Source organism: Polaromonas sp. CG_23.6, from assembly GCF_029892315.1.
GTDB lineage: Bacteria > Pseudomonadota > Gammaproteobacteria > Burkholderiales > Burkholderiaceae_C > Polaromonas.
In genome coordinates, this window is record NZ_JARXUY010000001.1 from 2,667,763 (window position 1) to 2,694,354 (window position 26,592).

Genomic DNA, 26,592 nt, shown 5'->3' on the forward strand with positions numbered 1-26,592 from the left:
AGCCATGCCGCACGCCACGGAAGAAATGCATGAATGAACAGGCGGCCCGGGACGTGGTTCTGGTTCGCGCCATTGAAACGGCTGACCACGCGCGCGAAATTTTGAGTGAGGACGACCGCCGCCATGCAAGCCGCAGCGCCACGGAACTGGCGCAGTGGCAGGCGTCCCACGCGGGCTTGCCCGTGACGGCAGACACCTTTTTGCAGCAGCGCGCCGGACAGATTCTCCAGCGCCTGTCCGAGCGGCATGCGGCGTTCGGCGCCATGCTTCGTCGGTCCGGGGCTCTGAAGCTGTTCTGGACCGGGCTACCGGTCGTGGCCCTGCTGGCCGGAATTTTCATGGACCGGATCACTGACGCGCACCGGGTTGACCTGCTGTCGCCGCCATTGCTGCTGATCATCGGCTGGAACCTGGCGGTCTACGCAAGCCTGCTGGTCTGGCGCTGGCTGCCATTTGGCAAGCTGAAGAATTCCGAATCGACTTTGGTGCGCCTGCTCAGCATGGGCCGCACGCGTCTGCCGCGCAAGCTGCCGCCCGTGCTGGCAAATGCCTTGCTGGCCTTCTTGGCCGAGTGGGGCCAGCTCAGCCGGCGGCTGACGCTGGACCGGCTGGCCCGCACCCTGCACCTGGGTTCGGCCCTGTTTGCCATCGGTGCGGTGCTGTCGCTGTATGCGCGCGGTTATGTCGCGCAGTATTCGGCAGGCTGGGAAAGCACTTTTCTGGATGCGGGCCAGGTTCATGCCTTGCTGTCGGCGCTGTTCATGCCCGCCATGGCGATTTTTCCGCTGCAGGGATTTTCGCTGGCCGACATTGAAGCCCTTCACTTTGGACAGACGCCTTCGTCTTCATTGGGTGGCGCGCGCTGGGTGCATCTGTATGCCGCCACGCTCTTCTTGCTGGTTGTGCTGCCGCGTGTGCTGCTGGCCGGCGCTGCCCAATGGCGCGTCAATAAAGAAACCCGGAATTTTCCGCTGAACCTGGAGCAGCCCTATTTTCGCAAGCTGCTGAAAGCACTTGGCGGTGCGCCCGGCATGCTGCGGGTGCTGCCCTACAGTTTTGCGGTGGATGAAGCGCGAGACAAGGGTTTGAGCCAGCTGGCGGTCCGACTGCTGGGCGAGCATGCGCGGCTCATGCTTCGTCCATCAGTGGCCTATGGCGACGAACCGCACGATGCGCTGCGCGAGTTCAAGCTGAACGACAGCGAAGCCACCGTCACGGCGGTCCTGTTCAGCCTGGCAGCCACGCCTGAAAAGGAAAACCATGGCGCCCTGCTCGACCACTTGGTGCGGGCATCGGCGCGCGGCATTGCGGTGCTGATTGATGAATCAGGCTACCTGGAACGGGTCGGCACGCAAGCCGGTGGCAAGGAAAGAATGGCTGAACGCATTGACCTGTGGCGCCAGTTCTGCCGCTTTCACCAGGCACCCGCCACCTTTGTCAACCTGCTCCATCCCGATGCCCATACGCTGGACGACGGCGCTGGCCTTGCCTTGTCGGCAACCACATGACCGACGCCCCGGTCCAGATCCAGCTGGCGCTGGTGTCGCACACCAACAATGGCAAGACCACGCTGGCCCGGACGCTGCTGGGCGCCGATGTCGGCGAAGTGCGCGACGCCGCCCATGTCACCCTGACATCCGAAGCGCATCCGCTGCTGACGACAGGCATTGGCGATGCCCTGCTGTTGTGGGACACGCCCGGCTTTGGCGATTCGGTGCGGCTGCTCAAGCGGCTCGGTATGGCCGACAACCCGATTGGCTGGTTTTTGCGGGAAGTGCTGGACCGCTACAGTGACCGGCCGTTCTGGCTCAGCCAGCAGGCATTGCGCACCGCCCGCGATGCGGCCGATGTGGTGCTGTACCTGGTCAATTCGGCCGAGCATCCGGGCGACGCCGGCTATCTGGCGGCTGAGATGAATATTTTGCAGTGGCTGGGCAAGCCGGTGATGGTGCTGCTCAACCAGACAGGACCGCCGCGTCCGGCGCCCGAAGAGCAGGCAGAACTGATGCGCTGGAGCCGTCACCTGGAAGCCTTTCCCATCGTGCGCAAGGTGCTGGCGCTCGACGCCTTTGCCCGCTGCTGGGTGCATGAACGGGTGTTTTATGAAGCCGTCGGCCAGTGGGTCGAACCTGACAAGGCCGCCGGTTATGCCCGCCTGCTGGCAGCCTGGGACGCGAGCCATGAAGCACGCTTTCAGGCGTCAATGCAGCTGGCGGCGCAACAACTGGCGACGGCAGCGCAGGACCGCCAGGCGGTCGATCCCGAGAGCCGGTCGTTGCTTAATTCAGCATTACAGGCAACCGGCTTGCGTAAGAGCTTCAAGCTCAAACGCGAAGACCAGGCCATGGGCATTCTGGTCGAGCGGCTCAACGACAGCATTGCCGAAACCACACGCAAGCTGCTGACCCTGCACCGGATCGACCCCGGCGAGGCGACGCGCATCAACCAGCGGGTGCGCGAGAATTTTGCCGTTCGTGCGCCTATTGACAAGGCGCAGGCGGGCATGCTCGGCGCAGTGCTGTCGGGCGCGGCAACCGGCTTGTCGGCGGACCTCATGGCGGGTGGCCTCACCCTGGGTGCCGGTGCCCTGCTGGGCAGCGTGGTCGGTGCCTTGGGATTTGCCGGTGCGGCCTGGGGTTTCAATTCAAGCACCGACCGCGAACAGACCACGGTGCAATTTACTGATGAATTCATGCGCACGCTGCTGGTGACCAGCGTGTTGCGCTACCTGACCGTGGCGCACTTTGGGCGCGGGCGTGGCCATTTTGCACAAAGCGAAGCCCCGGCTTTCTGGCAAACTGAAGTTGAACGGGCCGTCGCCACCGAAGAAGCTGCCGTGGGCCGCTTGTGGCAGACACTGCGGCAACCGGCCTCATCTGCAGACACATCGGTCAGTTCTGCGCAGGCGCTGCTGATGCGCATCAACTCGTCCGTGCTGCGTCAGCTGTATCCGGACGCTGCATTCCCGCATCGCGCTTAGCGCGTACGGATTTCAGTTCAAACAAACTTTAGACATGAAAAATGGCTTTTGCGCTTATCTGTCTTGCTTTATCAGCTATTTATTCGATAGCAAAATCGCCATAGACGGATTCGACACGGGGAAAGCCGCTCTGCTTTCGCGCTAAACCACAGCCCCGAACAGCGCGCCCACCCCAGCGGTGATCGCCATGGCCAGCGCGCCCCAGAAAGTCACGCGCCAGGCGCCGCCCAGGATTCCGGCACCGCCCGCACGCGCCGCTGTGCCCCCGAGCAAGGCCAAAAATCCAAGTGAAGTGACGGGCACCCAGGCGCTCAAGGCATTGACAGGCGCCAAAGCCGTGACCGCCAAAGGCAGCGCCGCCCCTACGGCAAAGCTCGCCGCCGATGCGATGGCGGCCTGGATTGGGTTGGCAAGCAAGGCGGTGGAAATACCCAGTTCATCGCGCACATGCGCGCCCAATGCGTCATGTTTCATCAGTTGACCGGCCACCTGGTCCGCCAGTTCAGGCGTAAGGCCGCGCTTGACGTAAATGCCCGCCAGTTCGGCATGTTCGGCCTCGGGATGCAGCTCGATTTCCCGGCGTTCGCGTTCCAGTTCGGCCTTTTCGGTGTCGGCCTGCGAATGCACCGAGACATACTCCCCCGCCGCCATCGACATGGCCCCGGCCATCAGCCCCGCCATGCCAGCCACCAAAACAGCCTGCGGGGTGGCTCCGGCGGCCGCCACGCCCAGCACCAGGCTGGCGGTGGAAACAATGCCGTCATTGGCGCCCAGCACTGCGGCGCGCAGCCAGCCGATGCGGTCGGTCCGGTGGCGCTCCTGGTGGCGATTCAATGGTTTCATGGAATCAACACTCCGGTAATAGGTAAAGTCATTTCTGATTTGGTGCCCAATTATTGAGCGCTTTACCAGGGTGAAGCATTTGAGTCATTCAAGCAGTCTCTTTTTGAGCTCGCCTGGCATTCGCAAAAAGTTTTAGAAAGTTTTTGCATTTTGCAACCCGTTTTTTTCATCCTTTTTCCCGCGACATCCACGCCGGTCATGGAAGTTGACACCACTACCGGGAAGCGGCATTCTCAGCGGAGTTCAGTTGAGAATTGAAAATGAAATCAAAGCATCTCGGGGGACTGAACGGTCACCACAACGGTCTGTATCTGGCCCTCGCGTTCCCGGGTACGCAGCCACCAAACCGCCCCTTTTTTGATGGCACAGTCGCTTTCATGCAAGCCCAGCAACCTGGCAATTGTTTGGCCCAGCGTGGGCTGGTGCCCTATCACCAGAATGAGCGACTTGCTGTGAGGCCATTGCACCAGTTCCAGCAAGGCATCGGGCATGGCGCCGGGCACCAGCTCGGACCGGATTTTGAACTTTCGTCCCAGCGCCAGGGCCGTTTGCTCGCAGCGCCGCGCCGGACTCGACACGATGCGGGCGCTGCCGGGCAGTTGCCGGTCCAGCCATTCGGCCATCTTGGCCGCCTGCTTGTCGCCGCGCGCAGTCAGTTTACGTTCCAGGTCACTGCGCGCATCGGATGTGCCCTCGGGCAGCGCGTGTGCTTCTGCATGACGCCACAGGATCAGGTCCATGCTTGACTACCTTTCGCGGGGTTTCAAGGCCGAGTAGCGCGCCATCAGCGCGGCTTGCGCGCCATGGCGCTTTTCAGGGTCTGCCGGGTTCACCAGCACATACGTGCCATCGGCCTGCAAATCCCACGCATCGCATCCGTCGTGAAGGTAAGCGACCAGGCATTCGTCGATGATGCGCTGGCGAATCACCGGGTCGTTCACCGGCCACGCCAGTTCCACGCGGCGCAGCATGTTGCGGTTCATCCAGTCGGCGCTTGACAGCAACAAGGTTTCTTCGTCGCCAGAGCGGAAGTAAAACACCCGGGTGTGCTCCAGAAAGCGGCCAATCACCGAGCGAACCCGGATGTTGTCGGTCACGCCCTTTACCTGCGCTGGCAGCATGCAGGCACCGCGAACGATCAGGTCGATCTTCACCCCGCACTGCCCGGCCTTGACCAGCGCGCGCATCAGGTCCTCGTCGGTCAGCGCATTGGTCTTGACGACGATGCGCGCGTCCTTGCCAGCCTGCGCTGCCTGGGCAAGCGCAGCGATTTTCTCCAGCAGCTTGCGCTGCAACTGGAATGGCGCCAGCAGCAGATGGTGCAGTTTGGGCAGGCGGCTGTGGCTCGCCAGGTGCACGAACACATGGTCGATGTCGGCCGTCAGCAACGGGTCGGCCGTGAGGTAGCTGATGTCGGTGTACAGGCGCGCTGTGCCGGGGTTGTAGTTGCCGGTGGACAGGTGGGCATAACGCACCAGACGCCGCCCTTCGCGCCGGGTGACGAGCAGCATCTTGGCATGTGTCTTCAGGCCCATCACGCCATACACCACTTGCGCACCGATGGATTCGAGCATCTCGGCCCAGTTGATGTTGGCCTCTTCGTCGAAGCGCGCCTTCAGCTCGACCACCACCATGACTTCCTTGCCGCGCCGCACCGCTTCGCGCAACAGCAGCATCAGCTCTGAATCAGGACCGGTTCGGTAAATGGTTTGCCGGATCGCCAGCACCGACGGGTCGTTGACCGCCTCGCGCAAGAAGGCCAGCACGCCGTCAAAGCTTTCAAAAGGCTGGTGGATCGACACGTCGCCCAGGCGAAGCCGATCGAAAAACGACTGGCCTGGTACCAGTTGCTTCGGATAACAGGCCTTGTAGCGTGGAAACAGCAGTTGGGGGTCATTGACCAGATCGACCAGTTGCGTCAGCCGCACCAGGTTGACCGGGCCATGCACGCGGTACAACGCCTGCGTTGGCAGGCTGAATTGTCCAAGCAAAAAGCTCGACAGATACTCCGAGCAACCGGCTGACACTTCGAGCCGGACCGCCTGGCCGTAGTGACGCTGCTCCAGCCCCAGGCGCAGCGCAGTGCGCAGGTTCTTGACATCGTCCTCATCAACTTCCAGGTCGGAATGGCGGGTCACACGGAATTGCGAGAACTCGCCGACTTTGCGGCCGGGAAACAGATCGGCCAGATGCGCGCGAATCACGCTGGACAGCGACAGGAACAGCTTGTTGCCCTTTTCAGCCCCCCGGCTCGGCATGTGGATGAGGCGCGGCAGCACACGCGGCACCTTGACAATGGCGATTTCATTTTCGCGGCCAAAGGCGTCGCTTCCGCCCAGCCGGACGATGAAGTTCAGCGACTTGTTGGCCACCTGCGGAAACGGGTGCGACGGATCAAGCCCGACCGGCACCAGCAACGGCCGCACTGCGCGTTCAAAATAAGTTCTCACCCAGCGCCGCTGCACTGCATTGCGCTCGCCATGCGAGACGATGCGGATGCGGTGCCGGGCAAACGCTGGCAGCAGCTCGTCGTTATAAAGCGCATATTGGCGTGCCACCATGTCGTGCGCCATGGCAGAAAGCGTCTTGTACGACGCGACCGAACAAGTGCCTTTCAACTCGTTGTTGCGAGCCGCTGTCAGGTGCGCCACCGCGCGAACTTCAAAAAATTCGTCCAGATTGGACGAGACGATGCACAAAAACCGCAAGCGCTCGAGCAAGGGCACGTCGGGGCGCCGCGCCCAGTCCAGCACCCGCTCGTTGAAGGCGAGGATGCTGTGGTCGCGGTCAAGAAACTTGACGGGCACGGCGACAGAGACCGGAGATAAGGTCGAGGCTGAAGGTAACAAGACAGGTCTTTGTGGTCAAAAAAATAGCCCCTAGTGTTGTCTGCTTTGATGACAGCCTTGTGACAGCTGGCAGCCTTTATGGAGCGACTGTCATCGCCGCCTGACAAATTGAAAAGTCTGATTTCACATCATTTCTTAAGAAAAAAAAGCCGTTTGCGCAATACCCACGGGCGCAAGCAGCTATCATTTTCACAATCCCTTTTGCAGTGCGGCCTGCGTGATCGATGACAGCGTGGCGCGCGTGGTGATGACTTCGGGGTCGAGCATGACCTCGATCAGCGTGCCTTCGGGCCGGGCCAGCGCAGCCAGCAGTTCGGCCTCGAATTCGCCGGTGCGGGTGATGCGCACGCCGGCATAGCCGTAGGCGCGGGCCAGGGCAGCAAAGTCCGGGTTGTTCAGACGCGAGCCGCTTTCGTGCTGCGGATAGGTTTTTTCCTGGTGCATGGCGGATGGTGCCGAACATGCCGTTGTTCAGCAGCACGATGATGCTTTTGGCGCCATGCTGCACGGCCGTGGCCAGTTCCTGGCCGTTCATCAGGAAGTCGCCGTCGCCGGCAATCGTGAACGCCACGCGTCCGGTCGTGATGGCTGCGGCAATGCCGGCCGGAACGCCATAGCCCATCGCGCCAACGGTGGGCGCGAGTTGCGTCTTGTGGCCCTTGACCAGCCCGTGGTGCTTGAAGAAGCGGTGAATCCAGCTGGCGAAATTGCCTGCGCCGTTGGTCAGCACCGCGTCTGCCGGCAAATGCTGCTGCAGCAGGCCGACGATGGCCGGCATGTCGATGTCGCCGGGCAAAGCTTGCGGCACCAGGTTGGCCAGATAGTCTTCGTTGGCCGAAGCAGTCCAAGCTTCCCATGGCACGTTAACCGGCGCGGTCAGCACTTCGAGCGAACGCGCGGCGGCATTCATCGTGGCATTGATCGCTAGGTCGGCCTGGAACACGCGGTTCAGTTCCTCGGCACTGGCGTGGATGTGCACCAGCTTTTGCTTGGGGCACGGCGCTTCGATCAGCGTGTAGTTGCCGGTCGTCATTTCACCCAGGCGCGGGCCGATGGCGATGATCAGGTCGCTGGCCTTGACGCGCGCGGCCAGTTTCGGGCTCAGGCCAATGCCGACATCGCCGGCATACAGCGGGTGGTGGTTGTCAAAGGTGTCCTGAAAACGAAAGGCGTTGCCGACCGGCAGCTTCCAGTTCTCGGCAAAGCGCTGCAAGGCCTGCGCCGACTGCGGCGTCCAGCCGCCGCCGCCTGCAATGATGAGCGGCTGCTTCGACGCCAGCAGCATCTCGCGCAAAGTGCGCAAAGCGCCGGGGTCGCTCCAGGCTTGCGTCGCCTCCACACGCGGCAAGGGCTGGGCAGCGGTCATGCGCGTCAGCATGTCTTCGGGCAGCACCAGCACCACCGGGCCGGGACGGCCGTTCATGGCCGTGGCAAAGGCGCGCGCGACGTATTCCGGAATGCGGTCGGCGTCGTCGATGCGCTCGACGCGCTTGGCGAAGCCCTTCGTGCTTGGGCCGAAAAAGCTGGAATAGTCCACTTCCTGGAAAGCTTCGCGGTCGCGGCAATCGCTGGCCACGTCGCCGACCAGCAGCACCATGGGCGTCGAATCCTGGAACGCCGTGTGCACGCCAATCGAAGCGTTGGTGGCGCCCGGCCCGCGCGTGACCATGCACACGCCGGGACGGCCGGTGAGCTTGCCATGCGCTTCGGCCATGAAAGAAGCGCCGCCTTCCTGGCGACAGGTGATGAAACGGATCCGGTCCTGGCGCGCATGCAAGCCGTCGAGCACGGCAAGGTAGCTTTCTCCGGGAACGCCGAATGCATGGGTGACGCCCTGGGCCAGAAGGCAGTCGACAAGAAGGTGGCCGGCAAGTTGTTGGGTCATGCGCTTTATTGTGCCTTGGCGAATGCGGCACCAAACCGCCGCGGCCGTCTCGAAACGCGGCGGCGCCCGGCTTATTCCGGCGTGGCCGGGTCGGCGTCTGCGCCACCGCTTTCCAGCGCCTGGCGGTCCAGTTCCTCGTCACTCAGCGGTGGCGCGTCTTCCAGCGCGGCGAGCTCTTCGAGCAGCGCTTCGTCAGGCGGCTCGTGGCCAAGCAGCACTTCCTCGATGCGCTGGGTATAGGTTTCGGCGTGAAGCGCATCAAGCCCGCTGGTGGCGGGCGGAAATTTGTCGCCGAGGTCGGCCATGACAGTGTCTGATTTTTCTTCTACCCAGCGGACAAAGTCGTTAGCGGGAGGGGTCTGTGAAGCTGTCATTAAATTCTCCTGAAGTTAGGCCATGGTAGCAGTCGCGTGGTCAGAAAATGCCAATGTACGCCAGCAACTCCGCCCGCGCAACCGTAAGCGTTTCGCCTCAAGCCAGCGGTGGCGGCAAAGGCTGATCGAGTGCCTTGTCCTGCGCTTCACGCAGCACCAGTCCGGCCGGCTTGACCAGTGAAATATCGGCCTCGCGCAGCCGCCTGAGCACGTCGAACAGCAAGGCGCTGCGAACACCGTAAGCCATGCGCGGCGAGTCGACGAAGGCGGTCGCGTTGAACACCATGCCGGCGCTGTCGATGGCATCGAGTTGCACGCTGGGCTCGGGCGTCTTCAGCACGTCGGCATGCGCTGCAAACAGCTCCAGGATCAGGCTGCGAACCTGGTCAGCGTCGGCGTCCAGCGGCACCGGCAGCAGGATCTTGACCAGCCCGAGCGGATTGGCGTGGGTGACGTTGCGCACGGTCTTGGTGATGAACTCCGAATTCGGCACTATCACTGTCGAGCGGTCACCCATCTGGATTTCAGTGGCCCGCACATTGATGCGGCGGATGTCGCCCTCAATACCGCCCAGCGACACCCAGTCGCCGACCTTGACCGGCTTTTCGGCCAGCATGATGATGCCCGAGACAAAGTTCTGCACCACCGCCTGCAAGCCAAAGCCGATGCCCACCGACAAGGCGCTGGCCACCCACGCAATGCGTTCCAGTCCGATGCCGACGGCCGCCATTCCCATCGACAGCGCCAGCAGGTTGCCGGCATAGGCAAACAGCGTGGACGTCCAGACCTGCATGCCGGCATCGAGCGACGTGGTTGGCAGGAATTCTTCCTTCAGCCAGCGCCTGAGGATACGCACCACGACCAGGCACAAGATGATGACCAGCGCGGCCTGCAGCACCGCCACCGGCAAGATTTGAAATTCGCCAATCGAAATCCCCTGGTGCAGCTTGTCGGCGCGTTCAAACAGCTCGGACGGTCCTTCGCCAAACGGCGCCAGCAGCAGCAGCACGGCCAGCGCCACCACCAGCAGCCGGCCCACACCGGACAGCAGCACGGCGGCTTGCGCCCGCATCTTGAGAAAGCGTGATGCCGGCATGTCGGCGGCTGCAGCGGCGTCTGCCGTTGAGCTGGCATTGCTGGCGTCGCTGGCCGGGCTGGTCTTCGGTCCCAGCAGCGCCATGAAACCATCATCGACAAGCACCGCCAGCAAATAGGCAGAGCCCAGCACCACCGCCATCCAGGCCATCTGGTGCACCACAAAGCTGCCCAGTGCCACGTAGCCAAGCAGCAGCGCCATCAGGCTGCCCGCCACGCCCACACAAGCCAGCCCGAACACCGTTGTCAGCCACAGCGGACTTGGCGGCCAGCTCGCAGCCGTGTTCGGGTCGCGCAGGGCGCGGCGGCGCGCCAGGTCAGTCAACAGCAAGCCCAGACCCATCGCCAGGCCCATTGCCAGCGCGACAATGCAGTCGGCCGCCACTGTGGTCACCAGGCTGGCATTGATCTGCGCGGTCAGTTGCATGAGCGCCCAGGTCAACACCATCAGCAGCGCCAGGACCGCCGGCAGCCACCGCAATCTGAGGGCCACCACATCGGGCAATGGCAGCAGCCGCCATGACGACCGGACCGGCAGCAGCAGCGCGTGGCCCAGGCCGACGACGTAGCCGCCAAAACAGATCACACCGGCCAGCCGGCCCATCAGCGGCGCCAGCGACTCGGGCAGCGGCGCGACCCAGACCAGCCCCAGGTAAACCGCCTCGGCCATCAGACCGGCCGTAATGGCAGGCAACAGCACCCCTGTCCAGGCATACAGCGACCGGCGCAGACGGCCGGGTGGCACGCGCGTGGTGGTCAGCCTCAGCAACGCACGCCCCACCCAGACATACAAGCCCAGCAGCACCAGCAGCGCCACGCCCACACTGACCCAAACCGCCGTGCCACTGGCGCGCGCGGCAAAGGCCAGCGCGTCGGCTTGGCGGCGTGCACGCAGCAGGTCGCCAGGAATTTCCATTCGCAGTTCGGCCCAGAACAGGCTGCTCAGGATCGACGAGGTGCGCTCGCCCAGCCGGGCCTGGAATTCGGAGCGCCGCAGCGCCGAGATTTCACCGGCCGTCTGCTCGCTTTCCACCGACAGCAGCTTGGCCCGCTTGAACTGGGCGTCAAGTTCGGCGCGCACCTTGTTCAGCTGGGTACGCAGCACCGCCACGTCGGGCGCCTCGGGCTGCCCCGGCGTGAGCGGGCCGAGTTCAGCCAGTCGCGCCTGGACGCTCGCCAGCTGCGGCTCCAGCAATGCGGCCGCCGCGTCAGCCTGGGTGCCAGCGGCCAGCACGCCAGCGCGCAACGGCAGCAGGTCGGCAGCTTCTTTCGGCGGACTGTCGAGGACTTTGCGCGCCTGGTCAATCTGCGCGCGCGCAGCGTCCAGCGATGGGTCGATGTTGTCCGGCTGCGCCTGCGCGCTCAACGCCGCCAGCACCAGCATGCCAACGGCCAGCAGACGCAGCCAGCGGAGTCCGGTCCAGGCACCGGCCCGGTGAGAAGGAAAGTCGGAATGGGGCGACAAAACTAGGCGCATCACAAGGCTGCAACGCGGGCACGTGGCAGGCAGGAGTCAAGAAGACCGCCATCATAGAGGGGCTGGCGGCACTGGTCCGACCGGCGCTGCTTCAGGCGGCGACCAGCACGGTGCGACGCACCCGCCGCACATTGAAGGCGCTGGCAATCAGCACACCCTGGGTGAGCGCCAGCCCCAGCAGCACGCCACGGTACTGGCCATGGTCCATCATGACGCCAAAGATCAGCGGCGCTACCGCCTGGCCGATGTCCAGCCCCGCATAGACCACGCCATAGACGCGGCCGGTCGCGTTTTCAGGTGTCGAACGCTTGACCAGCAAATCACGCGACGGCCCCGCCATGCCCGAGGCAAAACCCATCATGCCGAACAGCACCGGCACCACACCCGGAGGCAAGCTGCCCAGGGCCAGCACCAGCGCCACGGCCGCTGCCATGCCATAGCCAATGCCGACGATGCGCTCGCACCACGTCGGATCGGCTGCCAGAAACCCGCCCAGCACCATGCCGCCAGCAGCGCACACCATGTACACCGTCAGGCACACAGCCACCAATGTCAGCGGCATGCCGTGCAGCTGGCGCGCCGCCTCGGGCGCAAAGGCCTGCACCACGCTGAGCACGACCGCATTCCAGAAGAAAAAGGAAAAGCACATCCAGACGGCAGGAATCTTCAAAAAATCCAGATTGCCACCGGCCGCTGTGGCATTGGCGGTCGGCTCGGCCGGCTGGAGCGCCAGCTTGTCACGCTGAAGCAGCAGGACCAGCAGCACGCCAAACACCAGCACTCCGGCAGTCGTCAGCGCGATGCGCCAGGAAAAGGCAAACGTCAGGGACACCACCAGCGCCGGCGCCAGCGCCCAGCCCAGGCTGCCGGTGATGCCGTGCACGCTGTAGGCATGGCCCAGCCGGGACGCGCTGACCTTGCGGTTCAGCAATGTGTAGTCAGCCGGGTGGAACACGCCGTTGCCAATGCCGCCGACCACCGCAAAGCAAGCCAGCATGCCGTAGCTGGTGCTGATGGCGTAACCCAGCGCCGCTAGACCCAGCAGCGCCAGGCCGCCGAACAAAATGGGACGCGGGCCGAAGCGGTCCACGACAAAGCCAGACAGCGCCTGCACCGCGCACGACACGACGAAGAAAATCGTCATCAAAAACCCGAGCTGCGCATAACTGACGTCAAACGCATCCTTTAACCAGGGAAACAGCGGCGCCAGCAGCAACTGGCTGAAGTGACTGGTCATGTGGCCCAGCCCGACCAGTCCAATCACGCCGGCGTCGGTGCGCAAGGAAGAAGCGCCAGCGGGCGGCTGAAGGGTGCTTGAAGTGCTCATGGCTGCATCGTAATACTGGCTCCAGAATTCTGAAATGCGACAAATCGTCATGTTTCATCGAATACCGGACAAACCTGCCCCGCCGTTGTTTCCATTCACATGCGTAGCAACACCGGCCTTCTGCCCTTTCCCGTCGGCGACAGCGGCCTGTTCACGCCCCGCTGGGCGGCAGATGTGGGCGCCAGCGAACGCTCGGTGACGCGGCTGTTTCGCGAGCAGCCAGGACTTGGCTAACAGCAATGGCGCCAGCAGGCCATCCTGGCGCATGCGCTGCCGATGCTGGCGCGTGGCGAGTCGGTAGGCAATGCCGCCACTGCCAGCGGCTACGCCAGCGAAAGCGCTTTTTCAGCGATGTTCAAGGCCACCATGGGCCAGCCACCTAGCCAGTTCCATGACACGCGGGTGCGGCGTAAAAACTTGGCCTGGTTTGCGCTTTAAGTCCCATACCAATCCCGAGAGACAAAAAACCAAAGCCAGCGATCTGAGTGAGAGCGGCATTGGCTTTCGGTGGAGGTTTGGAAATGTTGTCTCAGCAAATCATTGCCCGGCCCCAGCCGTACGATTTCGACCGGTTGGCCCGCAAGGAACCCGTTGGACGCCGCAGACTGCGCCCGATTGCGTTTGGACATGGTTTGGATTTCGGCCCGTGCCGTCAGTCCCTGCGTCGATTCGGTGGAACAAGCCAAATTCAAAAAGGCCCTGAGCGAGGCCGAGCTCGACCCGGCCGAGCAGATGCGGCAACAATGGCGCGAGAGACACCCGGCCAACCGCTGCTACGACGGGTAGGAGCAGATTGTGGATGCCTGCTGCGACGCCTGGAATGCCTTCACGCAAATCCCTGGCGCCATCCGTTCCCTATGCTCCCGAAGCTGCGCAATACGGCCTTCGGCTTCGGTTATCTCATGACACGAGGGGTCAGCATGCCAGGCACTCCTCCAAAACTCATGGTGTTGATGCCCTCCTGGCTGAGTTGATCCTGCAGGCCCGTGGCCAGGCCATCGAGCCTCATCTCGCGCAGCTGCGCCACTGTCGTGTTCATCATCATCGGGTTTGTCTGGCCTCTTTTCTAATCTGCGCGGAGCTGCACTAGAGATCATTTTGGGCAGGTCGCGGCAATCTCAACAATAAACTGAGGCGCAGGACTACAAGCGTAAGTAACCTGCAAGGTTACAAATGGAACTGTCCTTCACATTCGTTTTCCCTGCTTCACAAATTGCCTCATTTTTTTCAAAGCTGCACCAGCCAGCTTTCGCGCAAAGCTGACATGTTGGTTCTGCGTGGCAGTAAGTACGCCAAGCTCCATGCCGACGCATGGCCCGGTCTGGTGTCGGTCTGATGCAAGCGCGCATCGGCAGTCACACCGTCCATCGCACTGGAATGGCGCTTAATGCTCGCAAAAGCACACAGAAGAGGCACATGGCAGGGCAACTCACTACATCGAACTTATAAGGAGCCTGTCCTGTGTCAGTTAGTCCATTTGCAATCCACGAATTGCAGCTTTTAAACAACTCCACAATGGAACCAGAGTTTTTGACAAAAAGCGCTTTCCCGTCAGCCGAACTTTCTCGGGTTGAGCACCCTGGCCTACCTTCGATGTGGCCGGGCTTCCTCACCGGCCAGGCCGAGCAACCAGTGCGGGTGCTGCTGGTCGATGACGATGCGAACATGCGCCGCGTGATTGCGCACGAATTGCTGGCCGACCTGCGCATCGACCTGGTGGAACAGGGCGCCAGTGCACGCGAAGGGCGCCGGCTGATCAGCCAGCGTGAATTTGACGTCATGCTGGTTGACCTGAACCTGGGCGACGGCACGGGCTTTGAGCTGATCGAACACATGAAGTCGGTGCGCCCCACAGCCGAGGCCATTGTCATTTCGGCTATGGAAGATGCGCAGCACGCGATGCATGCGTTCAAACTCGGCGCCACGGGCTACCTGGTGAAGAACTCCTGGTTCGGCAACTTTGCCCAAGCCGTGCTGCAGGTAGTTAATGGGGGAGCCTCCATCACGCCCGGGCTGGCGCGCATGCTTTTGGGCAAATTCGAACCTCAAAATACGAGAGGCGCTGGCACGCCGGACAGTGAAAAAGTCAGGGAAAAACTCTCCGAGCGTGAAAAAGGCGTCCTGCAGTTGGTGGCGTTAGGCCATACGAGCACGGTCATTGGCACGCGCCTGAATATCAGCGGACAGACCGTCAACACGCATATAAAAAACATCTACCGCAAGTTCAACGTGCGCAATCGCGCGCAGGCGGTGAGCTTTGCAGCAGCCCACGGCGTTTTTTAACGCAGTCGTTCAACGCCAGCGTGCGGGATTGCTGCATCAGCAATTTGCAGTTTGGTGAGCTGGATTATTTGTATGAAAGGTTAAGGTTGCCTACCCGGTCTGCACCATGACGAAGAAAATCGCCCTGCCGTCTTCCAGGCATTGGGCAAGGCCACAAGTTGATGGGAAAAAGTTGTCAAAAGCGGCCTGCTCGCGCAGACGTTTCTGGGCCCGACATGGATGTGCATGACCAGAGGCTTGATGCCCGCCACACGCTGCGCGGCATAGCGGGCGCGCTGCTTGTGCGGGTAAATGTCCACCTCGCAGGCCAGCGTTAGCGTTCCGTTCACCGCTTCGTAATGGATTTTTTGCATGCTATTGCGGCTCTCATGCCAATTCCTCGGCGATTTATCTTTCAAAGTGCAGATCCGGTTTCCTCTGGTGTCACTTTCAGCACAAACTTGACGGTAAAGAGTTCGGTAAGCCAGCCACCGAGCGGCTTTGATGACATGGGTGCCGTTTCTTGCGGGTAAGCCGCTGCTGGGCTCTATCTGTCAATAGCGCTATCTTCGCGTGCCGGGCAGGTGTGCGACGCAGGAAACGGCGGCTGATGCGGGCAGGCAATTGTTCTGCTTTTATTCAGCAAACAATGACAAGCGCATGGGGCAATCAGGCGAGTCGTCAGCTCACCTGAAGGGCTGTTTGCACCGTTGAGCGGCAAGCCCTTCAGGAGCGCTTTTTAGGGAGATGGACAGGTTAAGGATCGCCGTTAGCACCGTGTGATTGCACTTCACTGTTTCCCCTAGCGACGCCAAGCCGCACAAACTTCGCATGGCTGCAGCCCTGCTTCGCCTTAACGCAGACAAAAAAACGTCGTGCCAGCGGCTATGTCCCGGTTCCACAGGCTGACGCTCAAAAAGCGCACCGTCGGAAGGTACTGCCTGGCCTTGGATTGGTTTATTTTTGATGCTCAAGTCGGCTGAACGAACTTGTTTATCCACCCAGCAACACCGACACCCATAAATTTGAGAAATTTGAAAAAATCTGATCATTTGCTCAGCAATACTAAGTAACATTAATACAAATTTAGCTTTTTTAAGAAACAACAAGTCATGCGTAGCTTGCTCCATTCATACGCCTTCATCCAAGTGCGCAGCCTCCGACACAAACCGGTTCAATGCGATTTTCGAGGGGCTTGGCCGCGTGCTTGGGTGAACGCCTGCCAGCTATGGGTCAGGGTCGCAGCATCAGCCGTCGTTAACGGAAATACTGTTTTCTCCCTGACCGGGAATTTTGACGGGAATGGCACGGCGTTCGGCCTGTTGCGTGCCGGCGCAACTTGGCGCTGGTGTCTCAAGACCGTTCCTGCGCAAGGCCGCCTTGCACGTGACCAGGGAATTGCCGATGAATGGCACGATGGTCAATGGAGCTGGAAAGACCAACGCCACCAGCCAAAAGCGCAAGGCTTCGAAAATTCACGAGGACCCGGGCCATGCTCCAAACCAGTAGCCCCTTGATCCTGTGGCTGGCCGCTTGCGTCCTGCTGCCGGGCCAGCTGGAGGGCTGGGCCGCCCCCTCGCACCAGAATGCTCAGGGCGTTGCCAGGGCGCTGCCGGTACAGGCGCCGCTTCTCCCGGCAGCGGTGCAAATGACAGCGCTTGGGATTTCGGAATTAGGCCGACGCAGCGTAGTGACCATAGGCTTTGACAAACTGCCGCTAGAGCTTCAATGTGCTCAAAAAGCGACTTCGGAGTCGAAAAGCCCTGAGCCCTGCAAAGAAGCCAATACGACCACAGCACAATAGTACGGGAGGGAATTTTTTTGATCACTGCCACTCCCGTTAACCTCTTGCTTGTCGACAATGAGCCCGACAGCCTGGAGTTGCTTCAGGCGTTTCTGGCTGCACCCGGGGTCGACTTCACACTGGCCAGTTCAGGGTTGCAGGCATTGGACAACATTGAAACTCTTGATTTTGCCGTCATCGTGCTTGACCTGCATATGCATGGAATCAGCGGGTTCGAGCTGGCCCAGCGCATTCGCAACTGCGAGCGCTCCAAATCCACACCCATCATTTTCGTGACCGGCGCGGATCCCCGTGCGTTTCCGATCGAGCAAGCCTATGCGCTTGGAGCCGTGGACTACCTGATCAAACCGGTCAATCCCATCATCTTGCGCGCCAAGGTGGCGGTGTTTATCGAACTGTATCGCCTCATGGTGCATAAGCACCTTGAGATCGAGCGCGAGCACCTGCTCAAAGATGTGCAGGCGGCCAACCAACGGCTGGCCGACGTCTTCAGGCAAGCCCCTGCATTCATGGCCGTCCTGCGCGGACCCGAGCATGTGTTTGAGATGATCAACAATTGCTTCCTCGCGTTGGTGGGCAACCGCACGCTGATCGGCCTGCCAGTCCGGCAGGCGCTGCCCGATCTGGCTGGCCAAGGTTTTTACGAGCGGATGGACCGGGTGTTTGCAACCGGCGAGCCGTTTGTCGGAGTCGATCTGGCGATAGTGCTGCAACCCCACGTTAATGGACCGACCGAAACACGATCGGTCGATTTTGTCTATACGGCGCTGCGCGATACCAATGGCGCCATAAGCGCTGTGCTCGTGCATGGTGTGGACCAGACGCAGCGCAAGCAAGCCGAGGCGGCGTTGCGCGCGAGCGAAGCGCGTTACCGCATGCTGTTCGAATCCATGGGCCAGGGTTTCAGCATGGTTCAGATGTTGGACGGCGCGGAAGGCGCGCCTACCGACTTTCGGATCCTGGAGGTCAACGCCATGGCGTACCAGCATACCGGTCTGTCTGGGGCGGTAGGCAAAACTCTGCGTGAGCTCGCACCCGATGGCGAAAGCCGCTGGCTCGAGCGCATTGCCCAGGTGGCGTTCACGGGGCAGTCGGTGCATTTTGAGGACTTCAGCAAGGTCTTGAATCGCTGGCTTGAGGTATTCGTGCATCCTGTCGACGAACCCGACAACAATAAAGTAGCGCTGCTGTTCAGCGACATCACAGCGCGAAAGCAGTCAGAAGAAGCACTGCAGCAACTCGCCTCTAGCCTACTCGTGGCAGACCGGCGCAAGACCGAGTTCCTGGCCACGCTGGCGCACGAGTTGAGAAACCCGCTGGCGCCCATCACGGCCGGCCTGACCATTGTGCGCTTGCAGACCGATCCGGCGCAGGCCCGCCAGACGCTGGACATGGTGGAGCGCCAAGTCAGCCAGATGGTCATTTTGGTCGATGACCTGCTTGACATTGCACGGATCGGTGGCGGCAAGCTCGAGCTCAAAAAGGAGCTGGTGGAACTCAAGGCAATTGTGTCCGTGGCTATTGAGACCAGCCAGCCGCATATTCAGGATAAGGACCATGCGCTGCGAGTCCAGATGCCAGAAGAAACGCTGGTGCTTGAGGCAGACCCGACGCGCATTGCACAGGTCATCGCCAATTTGTTGAACAATGCCGCTAAGTACACCCCTGGCGGAGGCCGAATCGAACTGTCGGTGCACCGTGACAATGGCCAAGACGGTGAGAACGCAGACGCTGTCATTTCAGTCTCGGACAATGGCATAGGGCTTGCGCAAAAAAGTCTGGACACGATCTTCGAGATGTTCAGTCAGGGCGATTTGAGAGCGGACCGCACGCATGGCGGCTTGGGCATTGGATTGTCACTGGTGCGCCAGCTGGTTCAGATGCATGGCGGAGCTGTGACAGCAGCCAGTGCAGGGCTGGGCCAGGGAAGCACTTTCACCGTCAGGCTGCCCCTGGCGAGTCGCACAGCACTTCCGGCGCTGGACCACAAACGGTTGGGCAGCAAGCCGCCTGCCAGCATCAAACAGCTGCGCATCCTGGTGGTCGATGACCATGTTGATGCGGCAAATGCCTTGGCCACCGTTCTAGCGTTCAAGGGCCATGTGACCGAAATGGCCCACAGCGGCTTGAGCGCCCTGGGCATGGCTGTTGAGTTCAGGCCCGACGTTGCTTTTCTTGACATCGGCATGCCAGGAATGGATGGCTTTGAGACGGCGCGAGCAATGCGCAAGATCGCAGGGCTCGAGTCCATGCGGTTGATCGCGCTAACTGGCTGGGGCTCCCAGTTGGATCGGGCGCGATCGGCAAAAGCAGGCTTTGACCATCACCTCACCAAGCCGGCAGCGCTTGACGCGGTTGATACATTGCTGGCCATGATTGCTGATACCTTGCATTAAGGAGCGGCAGTTGCGCCGACCCATAATCATCGCTGCACCGTCTCATGGTTCAAGCTTAAAACTGGTTGGCCCGATTTCCACGGATAGGATGCGCTTGCCTATCGCATATAGCGCCGAAAAGGCGTTGGAGTTGACCCGTTTCCACGGACAACTTATGGTTCACGATGCTGTTCGGCCTTCCTTCAAGGAGTTTCCCCCAATGCGCACTTCCAACTTTTCTACAGCTTCTACCGCTCCCATCGCTTGCCTGCCCTTCTCCATTTCGCGCCATTGGCGGCGCGCTGCCCTGGCCGCGGCCCTGGTCCTGAGCGGCTGCGGCCTGTCCAGCGCCGAGGAAGTCGGCGCCGTCGACACCGTTTTCAAGTTCATCGGCCCCGACCACAAGATCGTCGTCGATGCCTACGACGACCCCAAGGTCAGCGGCGTGACCTGCTACTTGTCGCGCGCCAAGACGGGTGGCATCAAAGGCGCCTTCGGCCTGGCCGAGGACAAGTCCGATGCGTCGATTGCCTGCCGCCAGACCGGCGTCATCAGCTTTCCTACCGGCAAGCCGTTCGACAAGCAGGAGGAAATGTTCAGCGAACGTATTTCACTGGTCTTCAAGCGGCTGCGCGTGGTGCGCATGGTGGACGCCAAGCGCAACACGCTGGTTTACCTGACCTATTCCGACAGGTTGATCGAAGGCTCGCCGCAAAACAGCGTGACCGCTGTTTCGGTGCCGGTCACGACACCGATTCCGGTGAAATAGCCGGACGAGCCCATGGCTTACACAGCGGCCTGATACAGGACAGTGAAACCGGCGCGTTTTTGCGCTAAGGTGGCTGATGGCCCGCCATGGGTCGCATCTGCACTAAGAAGGCCTTCATGGAATTCAAGGATTACTACACCGTCATGGGCCTGGCCCGTGATGCCGCGCCTGACGAGATCAAACGCGCCTACCGCAAGCTGTCACGCAAATACCATCCCGATGTCAGCAAGGAAAAAGACGCCGACGCACGCTTCAAGCAGCTGGGCGAAGCCTACGAGGTGCTGAAAGACCCGGAAAAACGTACCGCCTACGACCAGCTGGGCCAACACTGGAAAGAAGGCCAGGACTTTCGTCCACCGCCCGGCTGGAACGCCGGCGCCGAACATGCCGGCCGCAGTGCGCCGCGGGATTTTCCGGAGGGCAACGGCGACTACAGCGACTTTTTCGAGTCGCTGTTCCGCCAGGGGTTTGCCACCGACGGCAACCCCGGAAGTTCACGCGCGGGCGCCGGCGGCCAGCGCGCCCGCTACAGCGCCGCTGGCGAAGACCGCCATGCCAAGATCCTCATTGACCTGGAAGACGCCTACAGCGGCGCCACCCGAACCATCAGCCTGCGCGTGCCCGAGATGGACGATCAGGGCCATGTCGTTCCGCGTGAGCACCAGATCAGCTTCAGCGTGCCCAAGGGCATTCGCGCCGGGCAGCATATCCGCCTGAGCGGCCAGGGCGCGCCCGGCGTTGGCGGCGGCAGTGCGGGCGACCTGTACCTTGACGTGGAATTCAACCCACACCCGCTGTTCCGCGTGGAACTGCGCGATGTTTACCTGGACCTGCCCGTGGCGCCATGGGAAGCCGCACTGGGTGCCGATGTGCAAGCGCCCACGCCCACCGGGCGCGTCGAGGTCACGGTGCCGCCCGGCTCGGCGGCCGGACGCAAACTGCGCGTCAAGGGACGCGGCCTGCCGGGCAGCACGCCGGGCGATTTTTACTTCGTACTGCAAATTTCCGTGCCGGCCGCAGACAGCGACAGCAGCAAGGCCTTTTACGAAAGCATGGCCAGGCAGTTCAACACCTTCAAACCCAGAGCCAAACTGCAAGGCCAGCCATGACCACCGACTTCCAACTTGTACACGTCACCGGACTGATCCTCGAAGACCAGACCGAATTGAGCCTGAATGAGCTGTGCCGCGCCTGCGCCGCGCAGACCGAGCGCATTGTCGAACTGGTGGACGAAGGTTTGCTGACGCCGGCCCACAACGCGCCCGGCGAATGGCGCTTCACCGGCGTGCACGTGCAGCGCGCCCGCGTGGCGCTGCGGCTTGAAAGCGACCTGGGCGTGAACCTGGCCGGTGCGGCGCTGGCGCTGGAACTGCTGGAAGAACTGGACACGCTGCGCGCCCGCGTGCTGCGGCTCGAAGCCAGCGGCCGCTGACCGGCAGCGCGGGATTCACCAGATAAATGCCTGTCGCTCTCAGCCCGGACACCCGGAATCAATCGAACCAGCCCGATATGGCATGACACTTTTTATGTAAAAAAGTCCATTCGCGCTTATTGGAAAAGCAGTTTTAGCTATTAAATTTATAGCAGAAAGAGACAAACGCTTACAGCGCGTGGACCAATTCACGCTTATCGTGTCGAATCACTGCCGATGATGCTTTTTTTCTTCGTCGTTGTTTGTTACTTATCCGGAATTTATGAATACACACTTTTTCAATTTCGGATCGCCATGCATCGCCACCTCTGCCCGGCTGGCGCCTGTGCTCGCACTGGCGGCATTGCTATCGGCCTGTGGGGGTGGCAGCGACGGCAATACAACATTGCCGCCACCCGCCGCGCAACCTGCGTCGCCCAATCCCTCCATCGTGTCCACGGTGGCCACGCCGACCAACTATCCGCCAAACAGCGAGGAGTTGTCGGCCTATCAGTTGCTTAATGCCGAGCGGGAGCGCTGCGGTTTCGGGCTGCTGGCGTCCAACATATCGCTCGACAGGGCAGCGCGCGCGCATGCCGACTACCTGATCATCAACAGCCTGAATTCGCACCTGGAAGACGCCAACCGGTTTCCGGAAGGCTTCACCGGCACCGACCCGGCCGCCCGCGTGCGGGCGCAGGGCTACACCGACCTGGGTGGCGTGACCGACGAATTCGCTTTTTTCACTTCCAGCAACGCATCGTTGCCCAAGCGCGGCATCGGCGTGCTGGGAATTCGCGCGCTGTTGAATGCGCCCTACCACCTCAACGGGCTGATGAGCGGCTACCGCGATGTCGGCGTGGCGGTGCGTTCCAGGGACGACACCGGCAAGGGCCAACCCGGTGTTTTTGTGCAGATCAACGCTGCCTACACCGCCAGCGCCGGCCAGCAAAGACTGGGCAGCAATGACGTGCAAACCTATCCCTGCGAAGGCACGGGCAGCGTGAACCCGCAGCTGAGCAATGAAACCCCCAATCCGGTACCAGGCCGCGACCTGCGCACGAAACCGCTGGGCTCTACCGTGTACATCGCGGTGCGGGAAGGAAATCGACTGGCCATTACCAGCGCAGCCATGTTCCGGGCGGCCACTGGCGAGGCCGTGGCATTGAGGGCTCCAATCACTTCAGCCAACGACCCGTACGGGCCATGCTTGACTGGCTGCTTCGGGCCACACCAGGCCTATGTCGTACCGGACGCGCCCTTGCTATCGGAAACGGGTTATACCGTGATGCTCAGTGGCACCAACAATGGCACGTCTTTCAGTCGAAATTTCACCTTTTCAACCGGCAGTGGCGGCTGAAGCCCCTGGCCTGCATTGCCATGGCAGGCATTGCCATAAAAACGACTTTTCAGGGAATACAGGCTTGGGCTGGAGGCTGTCCAAATTTGACTGCGCCTGAATTTCGGGTCTGGTCCCTATTCAAACGGACGAAATACCGGGTGCACAGCGGCCTCCAGGCAACAGACTGAAAAGCCCGGGTTTTCAATCTGCTGCTGGTTGACACACGGGCGAGCACAGCCACCGCTTTTAAGATTTCACTTGGCAGCATGACGCACTGTCAGGCACACCCGTGTTTGCTGATTTTCTAGCTCCAAAACCGCACTTGAATGTAATTCTTCATTGGCCAAGCCATTGACAGTTATTCAGTAGAACCGTCCTCACCCTGGCGGCAAGACCTACTCCGGCTAGCCCAAACCCTCAGCAGCTTCGTTGCAGGCGCTTACCGCCAGAAATGGTGGATTCTTACCTGCCCACACAAACCGGCACATTAGTCTTGAAGGCAATTTTCAACGTTCCCTGCTTTAGTTTTTATAAGTTTTTCTACCCGGACAACTTGATGATTCACCTTCTTGCCTCTGGCCTGGATGGAAAGCGGCTGCACCCGGCAGCCCGCATTCATCCGATTCATAACGATTTAATGTTCCATTGCAACGCCACGCTTGATCGTGCATGCCGGTCATGCTGGGCATAGTCATACCCGTTCACAACGAAGAGGCGTGGCTGACCAGTTGCTTGCAGGCTGTCGCTGCTGCGGCGGCGTCGCCCAAACTTCACAGCGAAATCGTGCATACCCTGGTCGTGCTCGACAGTTGCACCGATGGCAGCGCAAATATTGCCGCCGCCCATGGTGTTCAAACACTCCACGTGCAGGCGCGCAACGTTGGCATTGCCCGCGCAACTGGCGCACAACGCTGCCTGGACATGGGCGCGCGCTGGCTGGCATTCACCGACGCGGACACACTGGTTTCGCCCGATTGGCTGGCGGATCAACTTGAGCAGTGCAGCGATGCAGTTTGCGGCACGGTAGCCGTCAACGACTGGAGCGGGCATTCGCCGCAACTGGCGATGCATTTCAAGACCACTTACAACGATGCGCATGGTCACCGGCATATCCACGGGGCCAATCTGGGCGTCAGCGCCCAGGCTTACCGCGATGCAGGCGGCTTTCCGCCACTGGCCTGCAGCGAAGACGTGGCACTGGTGCATGCGCTGCAAGCCTGCGGCGCCCTGATTGCCTGGTCGGCCGCGCCACGCGTCGTGACCAGCGCCCGCAAAGATTTTCGCGCAGTTGGCGGATTTGGCGCCACTTTGCTCAACGTTTTTCCTGAATCCGGCTTGGGCGGCGAGGCGGCTGCATGCCTCTAAGCGACAGCCCTGAGCACGCTCTTTCCATCAGTGCGGCTGTGCCAGTTCCGTCGCATGAACTCGAGGTTGCCCAAAGTCTGCAAGAACTTGTGGCTACCGGCCTGGCCGACTTGCCTGCTCCAGGCAGCGGTCGCACGCTGGAGCGTTGGCAGGCGCTGGCACGGGTGGGTTCGCAGGACTTGTCGCTGGCCAAGTTGTTCGAGGGCCATACCGATGCGCTGGCCATCATGCGCGAACTGGGGGCACCACCAGTTCCGCCCGGTTCAAGCTGGGGCATGTGGGCCGCCGAGCCGCCCGATGCCAAGGTGGTTTTCCTGCCGATTGGCAACGACGCTGAAAAGTCAGACGCTGATGACGGCGCGCACGGCATCTGGCTTGAGGGCCGCAAGGCCTGGTGCTCCGGCGCCAGATCGGTCTCGCATGGCCTGCTCACCGTGTGGCGCAGCGACGGCAGCGGGCCGTTTCTGGCCAGCGTAGCCATGCGCCAGCCCGGCGTGGAGGTGTCCAAAGAAGTCTGGCCAGCCATTGGCATGGCGGCCAGCGCAAGCGTCGACGTGGTTTTTTCCTCCGCCCGCGCGCAACTGATTGGCCAGGCTGGCGCTTACCTGGAGCGCCCCGGTTTCTGGCACGGCGGCGCAGGCATTGCAGCCTGCTGGCTGGGCGGCGCGCATTCACTGGCGCATGCGCTGTGGCAAGCCACGTCGCAAGTCGGCCAAAGTGACAAACACCTGCTGCGCCATATCGCCCTGGGCAAAGTTGACCTGGCGCTCCAGCACACCGCTGCATTGCTGCGCGAGGCAGCGGCCTGGATTGACGCGCATCCTGCGGCCGACGCCAGCGCGCTGGCGTTGCGGGTGCGACTGAGTGCTGAAGCCAGCGCCGAACTAGTGCTGACGCAAACCGGCCGGGCGCTGGGCGCCTCCCCTTTTTGCAAGGATGCCCGCTTTGCACGCATGGCCTGCGACTTGCCGGTGTATCTGCGCCAAAGTCATGCTGAACGCGATTTTGCGGCCCTGGGCGAACGCGCTGCCGCGGCAGAACTACAGTCATGGGCGCTGTAGTGTTCGACCGCCAGATCGCAGGCGAAGGCACGCCTGAAATCCAATGGCAGGCGTGGTCCGGCCTGGGCCAGCTGCCCTTGGTGACACTGGACGACCTGGTGCCCCCGGCTTGCCGCGCCATGGTGCTTGCGCCGCATCCGGACGATGAAGTGATTGGCTTTGGCGGCCTGCTGTCGATGCTGGCTGCGCGCGGCAGCCCCGTTCTGGTGATTGCGCTGACCGACGGCGAAGCCAGCCATCCGGGCTCACGGCAGTGGCCGCCTGCGAAGCTGGCCGAGGCCCGCATCAGCGAAAGCCTGGCGGGTCTGCGCCAGCTGGGGCTGCCACCATGCAGCCAAAACCGCCTGGCATTGCCGGATGGCAAGCTGGCCGTTTCGGAGGATTTTCTGGCGCAGCGACTCGCCGAATTGCTCCAGCCCCGCGATGTGGTGTTTTCCACGTGGCAACTGGACGGCCATCCCGACCATGAAGCCGCTGGCCAGGTTGCCGCGCGGGTTTGCAGCCAAAGGGGCTGCCGCCATTGGCAGGCCCCGGTGTGGATGTGGCATTGGGCACGGCCTGGCGATACGCGTGTGCCGTGGCCACACCTGCGCCGGTTGGCATTGCCTGCCAACAGCTTGCGCAACAAAGCCTTGGCTCTAGCCGCCCACCGAACCCAATTGGTGCCGCAAGACACCGGCGCGCCTGCTGTGCTGCCCGGCTTTGCCTTGGCGCGAATGCAGCGTGGCTTTGAATACTTCATGCCAGTCGAGGCCACGTTGTGAACCCGGACAGAAAAGAATTCACCCAGCTGTTTGAGCGCGCAGACGATCCGTGGGGCTTCAAGACCCGCTGGTATGAGGCTCGCAAGCGCGACCTGACAGTGGCGAGCTTGCCGCGTCAGCGCTACCGGCGCGCTTACGAACCCGGTTGCGCCAACGGCGAACTGGCCGCTGCGCTGGCACCGCGCTGTGCTGAATTGCTGGTATCCGATGGCGTGCCGGCCGCGCTCGAACGCGCACGCCAGCGGCTGGAAGGCTCGGCGAATATCCGTTTTTTGCAGGGCTGGGTGCCTGACAACTGGCCAACGGGCAGTTTTGACCTGATCGTGTTCAGCGAGATCGGCTTTTACCTCGACCATGGACAACTGGCCAAACTGATTGACCAGATGAAAGCGGCACTGGAGCCTGACGGCACCTTGCTGGCCTGTCACTGGCGTCATCCCGTTGAAGGCTACGCGCTGAACGGTGACGACGTGCACCGCGCCTTGGCAGCGCAACTGGGCTGGCTCCGTCTGGCGCGGCACGAGGAAGCCGACTTTTTGTTGGAAGTGTGGTCGCCCGACCCGCGCTCGGTGGCGCAACTGGAAGGGTTTGTGGACAGTTAGGCACACC

General features: G+C 61.7%; 22 protein-coding genes and 2 pseudogenes. 14 read left to right on the plus strand and 10 right to left on the minus strand.

All coding sequences use genetic code 11. The features are described 5' to 3' along the window. Positions 1–29: 29 nt before the first annotated feature. Both H4V98_RS12630 and H4V98_RS12635 read left to right on the plus strand, forming a co-directional pair. Complete coding sequence (locus H4V98_RS12630) at positions 30–1,508, plus strand: DUF2868 domain-containing protein (protein ID WP_280757527.1); 1,479 nt, start codon at positions 30–32, stop codon at positions 1,506–1,508. Beyond that, the gene (locus H4V98_RS12635; protein WP_196863677.1) at positions 1,505–2,980 is read left to right on the plus strand and encodes a DUF3482 domain-containing protein; all 1,476 of its coding nucleotides are present in this window, start codon (positions 1,505–1,507) and stop codon (positions 2,978–2,980) included. The genes H4V98_RS12630 and H4V98_RS12635 overlap by 4 nt, the downstream gene beginning before the upstream one ends. Positions 2,981–3,121: 141 nt before the next feature. On the opposite strand, the gene H4V98_RS12640 is transcribed toward H4V98_RS12635, so the two are convergent. The 7 genes and pseudogenes from H4V98_RS12640 to H4V98_RS12670 form a co-directional block, all read right to left on the minus strand. Continuing rightward, positions 3,122–3,823 (minus strand): VIT family protein, encoded by a 702-nt coding sequence (locus tag H4V98_RS12640; RefSeq protein ID WP_196863678.1) that lies wholly within the window; start codon positions 3,821–3,823, stop codon positions 3,122–3,124. A gap of 266 nt (positions 3,824–4,089) precedes the next feature. Continuing rightward, a complete protein-coding gene (locus H4V98_RS12645) occupies positions 4,090–4,563 on the minus strand; it encodes a histidine phosphatase family protein (RefSeq protein WP_196863679.1) in 474 nt (157 codons plus the stop codon). 6 nt (positions 4,564–4,569) lie between these two features. Then, positions 4,570–6,672 carry a polyphosphate kinase 1 gene (gene ppk1, locus H4V98_RS12650; RefSeq protein ID WP_196863680.1) on the minus strand — a complete coding sequence of 701 codons (2,103 nt, stop codon included), beginning with the start codon at positions 6,670–6,672 and terminating at the stop codon, positions 4,570–4,572. 189 nt (positions 6,673–6,861) lie between these two features. Further along, positions 6,862–8,557 (minus strand): annotated as a pseudogene (locus tag H4V98_RS12655) (thiamine pyrophosphate-binding protein). Positions 8,558–8,628: 71 nt separating this feature from the next. Beyond that, complete coding sequence (locus tag H4V98_RS12660; protein ID WP_196863682.1) at positions 8,629–8,931, minus strand: hypothetical protein; 303 nt, start codon at positions 8,929–8,931, stop codon at positions 8,629–8,631. Positions 8,932–9,028: 97 nt separating this feature from the next. Next, the gene (locus H4V98_RS12665; RefSeq protein WP_196863683.1) at positions 9,029–11,503 is read right to left on the minus strand and encodes a DUF3772 domain-containing protein; all 2,475 of its coding nucleotides are present in this window, start codon (positions 11,501–11,503) and stop codon (positions 9,029–9,031) included. A 91-nt stretch (positions 11,504–11,594) separates the two neighbouring features. After that, entirely contained in the window at positions 11,595–12,830 is a 1,236-nt protein-coding gene (locus H4V98_RS12670; protein ID WP_196863684.1) for an MFS transporter, read from the minus strand. 162 nt (positions 12,831–12,992) lie between these two features. Here H4V98_RS12670 and H4V98_RS12675 point away from each other — a divergent pair. Next, positions 12,993–13,268 (plus strand): annotated as a pseudogene (locus H4V98_RS12675) (helix-turn-helix domain-containing protein); the annotation flags it as partial. A 189-nt stretch (positions 13,269–13,457) separates the two neighbouring features. Further along, complete coding sequence (locus H4V98_RS12680) at positions 13,458–13,616, plus strand: hypothetical protein (protein ID WP_196863685.1); 159 nt, start codon at positions 13,458–13,460, stop codon at positions 13,614–13,616. A 109-nt stretch (positions 13,617–13,725) separates the two neighbouring features. Here H4V98_RS12680 and H4V98_RS12685 read toward each other — a convergent pair whose 3' ends face one another. After that, positions 13,726–13,875 carry a hypothetical protein gene (locus tag H4V98_RS12685; RefSeq protein WP_280757529.1) on the minus strand — a complete coding sequence of 50 codons (150 nt, stop codon included), beginning with the start codon at positions 13,873–13,875 and terminating at the stop codon, positions 13,726–13,728. A 548-nt stretch (positions 13,876–14,423) separates the two neighbouring features. Here H4V98_RS12685 and H4V98_RS12690 point away from each other — a divergent pair. Next, positions 14,424–15,113 (plus strand): response regulator transcription factor, encoded by a 690-nt coding sequence (locus H4V98_RS12690; protein WP_231374758.1) that lies wholly within the window; start codon positions 14,424–14,426, stop codon positions 15,111–15,113. Between the two features lie 80 nt (positions 15,114–15,193). On the opposite strand, the gene H4V98_RS12695 is transcribed toward H4V98_RS12690, so the two are convergent. Together H4V98_RS12695 and H4V98_RS12700 are read right to left on the minus strand one after the other, a co-directional pair. After that, positions 15,194–15,466, minus strand: a complete 273-nt coding sequence (locus tag H4V98_RS12695; RefSeq protein ID WP_280757530.1) for a hypothetical protein — start codon at positions 15,464–15,466, stop codon at positions 15,194–15,196. A gap of 312 nt (positions 15,467–15,778) precedes the next feature. Beyond that, positions 15,779–16,222: a hypothetical protein gene (locus H4V98_RS12700; RefSeq protein ID WP_196863688.1), complete on the minus strand. Its 444-nt coding sequence runs from the start codon at positions 16,220–16,222 to the stop codon at positions 15,779–15,781. 691 nt (positions 16,223–16,913) lie between these two features. On the opposite strand from H4V98_RS12700, the gene H4V98_RS12705 reads away from it, so the two are divergent. The 9 genes from H4V98_RS12705 to H4V98_RS12745 all read left to right on the plus strand — a co-directional run bounded on the left by H4V98_RS12705 (position 16,914) and on the right by H4V98_RS12745 (position 26,585). Continuing rightward, positions 16,914–19,292: a response regulator gene (locus H4V98_RS12705; RefSeq protein ID WP_196863689.1), complete on the plus strand. Its 2,379-nt coding sequence runs from the start codon at positions 16,914–16,916 to the stop codon at positions 19,290–19,292. A 199-nt stretch (positions 19,293–19,491) separates the two neighbouring features. Next, positions 19,492–20,040, plus strand: a complete 549-nt coding sequence (locus H4V98_RS12710) for a CreA family protein (RefSeq protein ID WP_231374757.1) — start codon at positions 19,492–19,494, stop codon at positions 20,038–20,040. Between the two features lie 116 nt (positions 20,041–20,156). Beyond that, on the plus strand, positions 20,157–21,149 hold the full coding sequence (locus tag H4V98_RS12715) for a DnaJ C-terminal domain-containing protein (RefSeq protein ID WP_196863690.1): 993 nt from the start codon (positions 20,157–20,159) through the stop codon (positions 21,147–21,149). Continuing rightward, positions 21,146–21,472 (plus strand): chaperone modulator CbpM, encoded by a 327-nt coding sequence (locus H4V98_RS12720; RefSeq protein WP_196863691.1) that lies wholly within the window; start codon positions 21,146–21,148, stop codon positions 21,470–21,472. The genes H4V98_RS12715 and H4V98_RS12720 overlap by 4 nt, the downstream gene beginning before the upstream one ends. A 262-nt stretch (positions 21,473–21,734) precedes the next feature. Beyond that, a complete protein-coding gene (locus tag H4V98_RS12725; RefSeq protein ID WP_196863692.1) occupies positions 21,735–22,811 on the plus strand; it encodes a CAP domain-containing protein in 1,077 nt (358 codons plus the stop codon). A 660-nt stretch (positions 22,812–23,471) separates the two neighbouring features. Further along, positions 23,472–24,158 (plus strand): glycosyltransferase, encoded by a 687-nt coding sequence (locus H4V98_RS12730; RefSeq protein WP_196863792.1) that lies wholly within the window; start codon positions 23,472–23,474, stop codon positions 24,156–24,158. After that, positions 24,149–25,219: an acyl-CoA dehydrogenase family protein gene (locus H4V98_RS12735; RefSeq protein ID WP_196863693.1), complete on the plus strand. Its 1,071-nt coding sequence runs from the start codon at positions 24,149–24,151 to the stop codon at positions 25,217–25,219. Before H4V98_RS12730 ends, H4V98_RS12735 begins: the two co-directional genes overlap by 10 nt. After that, entirely contained in the window at positions 25,207–25,983 is a 777-nt protein-coding gene (locus tag H4V98_RS12740) for a PIG-L family deacetylase (RefSeq protein ID WP_196863694.1), read from the plus strand. Before H4V98_RS12735 ends, H4V98_RS12740 begins: the two co-directional genes overlap by 13 nt. Next, positions 25,980–26,585, plus strand: a complete 606-nt coding sequence (locus tag H4V98_RS12745) for an SAM-dependent methyltransferase (RefSeq protein WP_196863695.1) — start codon at positions 25,980–25,982, stop codon at positions 26,583–26,585. Before H4V98_RS12740 ends, H4V98_RS12745 begins: the two co-directional genes overlap by 4 nt. Positions 26,586–26,592: the final 7 nt, after the last annotated feature.